At 72.0% G+C, this 6,080-nt stretch carries 4 protein-coding genes and 1 pseudogene; 2 read left to right on the forward strand and 3 right to left on the reverse strand.

The features are described 5' to 3' along the window. Positions 1–20: 20 nt before the first annotated feature. The 3 genes from ACWJ6R_RS28125 to ACWJ6R_RS28135 form a co-directional block, all read right to left on the reverse strand. A complete protein-coding gene (locus ACWJ6R_RS28125; RefSeq protein WP_449065118.1) occupies positions 21–1,994 on the reverse strand; it encodes an nSTAND1 domain-containing NTPase in 1,974 nt (657 codons plus the stop codon). Beyond that, positions 1,991–2,881 carry an SIR2 family NAD-dependent protein deacylase gene (locus ACWJ6R_RS28130; RefSeq protein ID WP_449065119.1) on the reverse strand — a complete coding sequence of 297 codons (891 nt, stop codon included), beginning with the start codon at positions 2,879–2,881 and terminating at the stop codon, positions 1,991–1,993. Before ACWJ6R_RS28130 ends, ACWJ6R_RS28125 begins: the two co-directional genes overlap by 4 nt. A gap of 220 nt (positions 2,882–3,101) precedes the next feature. After that, a complete protein-coding gene (locus ACWJ6R_RS28135) occupies positions 3,102–3,260 on the reverse strand; it encodes a hypothetical protein (RefSeq protein ID WP_449065120.1) in 159 nt (52 codons plus the stop codon). A 223-nt stretch (positions 3,261–3,483) separates the two neighbouring features. Between ACWJ6R_RS28135 and fxsT (ACWJ6R_RS28140) the strand changes: the two are divergent. Both fxsT (ACWJ6R_RS28140) and fxsT (ACWJ6R_RS28145) read left to right on the forward strand, forming a co-directional pair. Beyond that, positions 3,484–4,923: pseudogene (fxsT, locus tag ACWJ6R_RS28140) on the forward strand (FxSxx-COOH system tetratricopeptide repeat protein); the annotation flags it as partial. Between the two features lie 85 nt (positions 4,924–5,008). Continuing rightward, complete coding sequence (gene fxsT, locus ACWJ6R_RS28145) at positions 5,009–6,013, forward strand: FxSxx-COOH system tetratricopeptide repeat protein (protein ID WP_449065121.1); 1,005 nt, start codon at positions 5,009–5,011, stop codon at positions 6,011–6,013. Positions 6,014–6,080: the final 67 nt, after the last annotated feature.

The following is a 6,080-nucleotide window of genomic DNA, read 5'->3' on the forward strand; positions in this document are numbered from 1 at the left end:
CAGGCGCTCGGCCTCCCGCTTCAGGTGGACGGGGAGCGCGGGAGCCTGCGCGGCCTGCGCCCGCCGGGCCAGCTCCGCGGCCTCTCCCGCGGCTCCGGCCTCCCGTCTGATCCTGGCCGCGTACAGCAGCACGGGCCCGTGGTCCCCCGCCTCGGCGAGGACCGCCGCGATCTCCTGCTCCGCCTCCCGGACGCGTCCTCGCACGCCAGCGCGAGCGCGTACGCCGCCCGGGTGGACGGCCACTGGAGCGGCCGGCACCGGTCGAGGTCGCGCAGGGCCTCGGCGGTCCTGCCCAGGTCGGCCAGGATCTCGCCGCGGGCCCGGAGCGCCTCCGCGGTGTCCCCGTCGCGGGTGAGGACGTCGGTGAGGACGTCCCTGGCGGCTTCGGGATGCCCGTCGTACCACAGCGCCCAAGCCAGCTCGGTCTGGATCGCGGGGTCGCCGGGGACGCGGCGGATCGCCGAGTACAGTTCCTGCACCGCGACCGAGGGGCGGCCCTGGGCCAGCCGCAGCCGGCCGATCCCGGCGAGCAGCCGGCCCACCGCGGTGGTCGCCCCCAGCGTCTCGAACAGGACCGCCGCCGTGCGGTAGTGCGCCACCGCCTTGTCGAAGTCCTCGCGCCGGTGCGCGACGTTGCCGAGGAAGGACTCGATCTCCGCGCGGAGCCACGTGTCGTCCTCGCAGCGGTTCAGCGCCTCCTCGGCCTGCTTGGCCGCCAGCGCGAACTCCCCGTCGCGGAAGGCCAGTTCGGCGGCGCGCAGGTACTCCTCCGGCAGCACCCGGCCCTCGATCCGCTCCGCGGAGTGGTCGTTCTGCAGGATCGGCTGGATGAGCCGCTCGTGCGAGAGCTCGCACCAGCGCGCGCCCGCCCTGATGTCCTCCCGCAGGATGTGCCGTTCCACCAGGGCCTTGACCACGTAGTTCGGTTCTCCGGCGGTGAGCGTCTCCCCCTGGTAGACGACCTCGCGCTTGCCCTGCTCGGTGATGAAGTTGCGCCGCAGCCACGCCCGCAGCCGGTCGGCGTCGCCGTCGAGGTAGTCGCGGGCCACCTCCGCGATCATCCGTTCGGAGAAGTCGGTGAGCGACCGGTCGGCGTTGGCGAAGCGGCGCACGTGCTCGGCGGTGATGACCAGCACGTCGGCGGGCAGGGAGCGCCACATGGTGGAGCAGACGACCTGGAGCTGGACGGGCTCGACCGTCTTCGCGTCGGCGACGACCTCCTCCCCGAGCGCCTTCCCCACCCTGATCCTGCGCAGGTCCTCCACCAGTTTCTCGGCCGCTCCCGGGGCGAACGAGCGCCCGGTCCCCTCCAGCGGGCCCTCGGTCGCCCGCACCGCCGCCGCCGTGTCGAGCGCGGCCAGCGGGAAGCGGGCCCTGGGCATGCCGGCCAGCTTGGGCTCGTGGGGGAGGATCGAGGCCAGGTGGTCCTCCCGGATCGCCACGAGCAGGCGCAGGTTCGGGTCGGCGTCCAGCGCCTCGACGAGCTGGTCGATGAACCATTCGCGGTACGGCCGGCGGTGGGCGAGCCCTTCGAACAACTCCTCCGCCTGGTCGATCGCGGCCAGGGTCAGGATCGGATCGCCGTACGGGTCCTGCCGGGCCGGCCGGCGGCGCAGGAAGCCGTGGAGCGTCTGGCCGGACAGCCGGGTGGGCGCCTCCGCCGGGGACCAGGACGACAGCAGGGCGAAGACGTGCGGGTTGTGCTGCGAGAGCGCCGCGGAGGGGAAGGCCGAGCCGTGCGAGACGCGGCCGACCGGCAGGACGTCGGTCGTGGTGGGGTCCAGCAGCGGCAGCACGCCGGCCTGGATCAGCGACGTCTTGCCCACCCCGGACGGGCCGTAGAGGATGGTCAGGCGGTTGGCCTGCCACAGGTCGGCGACCTCGTGCGACTCCCTGGCCCGGCCGAAGAACCGGGCGCCGTCCTCCCGCCGGAACGCCCGCAGCCCGACGTACGGCTCGCCCGCCGCGAGCCGGTGGGCATCGCGCCGGCTCACGACACCGATCCCATCCGCCGCCGCAGCTCCTTGCAGAACTCCTCGGCGCTCCCCCAGAAGACGGAGATCTGCCAGCCCTCGTAATACCTGGCCAGCTGCTGCTGCACCTCGCGCACGTCCGCCCTGGAGGTGTAGATCGAGGGGACGAGCTGCACGCTCACGTGCCTGCGCCGGTGGATGCCGGGGACCGCCCTGAGCAGCCCGCCGAACAGGACGCGGAACGTCCAGTCCTGCAGGCTGTAGCCGATGAAGAGCAGCGGGCGCTTGGTCAGCGCCGCCAGGATCGAGGGCGGCAGCATCCGCTGGCCGTTCCCGACGCCCTCCGCGGCGAGGCTGGTGAGGAATTCCAGGTAGTCGTCCTCGGCCAGCACGATCGAACGCGGGTCCTGCAGATTGCCGTGCAGGTGGTAGACGAGCGGCGCGTCCGGCCGCGGATTCCACCCCGCTTCGCTGCCGAACAGCCCCTCGTCATAGGAAATGTCCTTGTTCCATGGGCAGATGGCCACGTTGGGCCGTTTTCCCGCGGCTCTCAGGGAGCGGACGATGAAGTCGTCGTAATTGGTCGTGAGGTAGACGGGGAGCGGGAATTCCGCGAGCAGGCCGTGCGGTTCCAGCGGGTCGCGGAAATCCGGCGGCCGCGCGGCGGACAGCCTGTCGCAGACGATTCTCTTGACGTGCACGGCGTCGCCGTATCTGATCGCGCCGAACTGCGCCACCCGGGGAAGGTCGTGGTCGTCGTCGTAGGGGTACTTCCATTTGTCGGCCATCTCCCGGCTGAGCGCGCCTCCCGTGGGGAGGCTTCCCGCGCAGGCGCCCGCGCCCAGGAAAGGCGTGCAGTCCCCGCTCTTCAGCTGGTGGATCAGCCGCTCCCACGCGGCGTCGTCCATACCTAGGTCGTACACGCACGGCACCGCCTCGTCGACCGCGGGTCCGGACGGATCGCGGACCCGGTGCCGTACGACTCTATTGGCGCGTCCATCGGCGCCGTCAAGACCTGGTCGACGCCGGAGGCCCTGCGGTACGGGCGGCGCGGAGGGAACCGGCGGCTGCCCCACGATCTCCCTCCCCCTTCACGGCCGCGGAAAGGCACGCCGCGGTCCGACGGAATCAGAGTGAGCTCTGGAATCCCGCCGAGGGCTCCCTCTCGTCCAGGACGTGCCGTTCCAGGAAACCGCGCAGGACGGCCGCGCCGGCGTTCTGCAGGGACGCCAGGGAGAGGCCGTCGAGATCGATGATGGCCGTGGAGTTCGATTCGCCGCCGTGCATGCCCGCTCCTCGCGCCGTCCAATGGGCTCCCTGCTGCGGTCAGCCCGAAAACGAGCCCGGCCGGTGCGTCTCCCGCCGTGGCGGCCTGAAACGCACCTTCCGGCCTTTAAACGATTCTGTAATACCCCGCCCGGTGAATCAACATCTAAGATGACCGCAGGATCGTTTTTCGGCTCACGCGTGGAGGTCCCAAGTGGCGGAGCTTTCTCATGCGGCGCACGCGATGCCCGAGCGGCAGCCCGAGATCTGGGAGAAGGTTCCGCCCCGCAACAGGAACTTCACCGGCCGCGAGGAGCTCCTCACCCGGCTTCGCAAAGGCATCAACACGGTCACCGCCGTCGTCCCCCAGCCGCAGGCGCTCCAGGGCCTGGGCGGCGTCGGCAAGACCCACCTGGCCATCGAGTACGCCTGGCGCTACCGCTCCCACTACGACCTGGTCTGGTGGATCCCGGCCGACCAGCGTGTCCTGGTGCCGTCGGCGCTGGCCATGATGGCGCCCCACCTGGGCCTGCCGAGCGCCGCGACCACCGGTGTCGAGGAGGCGGCCGAGGCGGTGCGCAGAGCGCTGCAGAGCGGCGAGCCGTACCGCCGCTGGCTACTGATCTTCGACAACGCCGAGGACCCGGCCAGGATCGAGGAGTTCATCCCGCTCGGGCCCGGCCACGTGCTGATCACTTCACGCAATCCCGACTGGGAGGACCGTTTCGAGACCCTGCAGGTCGATGTGTTCGAGCGCCAGGAGAGCGTGGAGTTCCTCCGCAAGCGCCTGCGCAGGGAGATCTCGGACCAGGACGCCTCCCGGCTCGCGGAGAAGCTCGGCGACCTGCCGCTCGCGCTGGAGCAGGCCGGAGCACTCCAGTACGAGACCGGCATGTCGGTCGACGAGTACATCGAGCAGCTCGAGGAGCAGGCCGGCCGGCTGCTGGGCGCGAACAAGGCGTCGGGCTACCCCTTGTCGATGACGGCCGCCTGGCAGGTCTCGGTCTCCCTGCTGCAGGACCGGCTCCCCGAGGCGGTCCGGATCCTGCGGTGCTGCGCGTTCTTCGGCCCCGAGCCCATCCCCCGCGACATCTTCCGCCGGGGCGGCAAGACCCTCGGCCGCGGCTCGGGGGAGAAGGCCGACCCGCTGCTGAGCGCGATCCTGTCCGACACCCTCCTGCTGACCAAGGCCCTGAGCGAGTTGCGGCGTTTCGCCCTGGCCAGGATCGAGCCCGAGACCCGCACCATCCAGGTCCACCGTCTCGTGCAGGCGCTCCTGCGCGACGGACTGTCCGCCGAGGAGCAGCGGGCGGCGCGGCGGGAGGTCCACCTGCTGCTGGCGGGCGGCGCACCGGCCGACCCGGACGACAGCAGCAGATGGCGCATGTTCGAGGAGCTGGTGGGCCACATCGTCCCTTCGGAGCTCGCCGAGAGCACCGAGCCCCTCGTGCGCAGGTTCGCGTTGAACATCGTCCGCTACCTGTACCAGGCGGGCAACTACCAGTCGGCCCGCGCCTTCGCCGAGGACTTCATCGCGCGGTGGACCGCGGCCAGCGGGCCGCGGCACCAGGACGTGCTGATCGCCCGCAGGCACCTGGGCGCCGTCCTGCGCGGGCTGGGCGAGTACGCCGCGGACTACGAGCTCGTCTCCGGGAATCTGGAGGCCATGCGCGAAGTCCTCGGCCCCGAGCACCCCGAGACGCTCTCGGCCACCAACGGCTTCGGAGCGGCGCTGCGCGCTCGGGGGGGAGTTCCTGCGCGCCCGCGAGCTGGACACGGAGTCCTTGGAGATCCACAGACGGGTCTTCGGCGAGACCCACCCCTCCACCCTGCGCGTCATGAACAACCTGGCCCTCGACCACGGCCTCACCAGCGACTACACGCGGGCGCAACTGCTGCACCTGGAGACCTACCAGGAGCAGAGCGACGCGGTGCAGGGCGTCAGCAAGGCCTCCCTGCTCAGCTCATGGCACAACCTGTCACGGGCCATCCGGCTCTGCGGCGACTACGCCGACGCCTGCGACGTGGGCGAGGAGGCCCTCGCCTACGGGGTGCAGGAGCTGGGCCCCGACCACCCCACCACCCTGCTGGCCGCCAAGGACCTGTCCATCGCCCGGCGCCGGGCCGGCGACCTGGCCGGGGCGCTGGAGCTGGCCCGCGACACCCACACCCGGTTCCAGCGGCTCTTCGGCGACGAGCACCCCGACACGATGGCCGCCGCGGTCAACCTCTCCAACGCCCTGCGGGTGAGCGGCGAGCTCGACGAGTCGTTCGCCCTCGCGGAGCAGACCGTGGCGCGCTATCCCCGGGTCTACGGCGCGGACCACCCCTACACCCAGGCGTGCCGGAGCAACCTCGCGATCCTGCACCGGCTGCGGGGTGACGCCGAGACCGCCCGGACCCTCAGCGAGGAGGCCCTGGAGCGGCTGGCCGCCCGGGTCAGCCGGACGCACAACTACTCCCTGGCCTGCGCCGTCAACCTCGCCTCGGACCTCGCGGCGCTGGGCGAGAGCGCCCGGGCGCGGGACCTCGGCGAGGACACCCTGGAAAGGCTCCGCGGGCTCTTCGGCGAGGAGCACTACCTGTCGCTGCTGTGCGCCGCCAACCTCTCGCTGGACCTGCGGGCCGCGGGGGCGGACAAGGAGGCGGACCGGCTCCGGGCCGACACCCTGGAGCGCTACGAGAACAGCCCGCTGGCGGCGGTCCAGCCCGACATCGCCGCGGCGGCCGAGGGCCGGCGCATCGACTCCGACTTCGACCCTCCGCCGATCTGACCGGCTCCGCGGTCAGGCGTTGCGCGCGGCCCACTCCCGGCGGTGCCGGTCGGCGTCGCGCGGCGCG

Source organism: Planomonospora algeriensis (genome assembly GCF_977012225.1).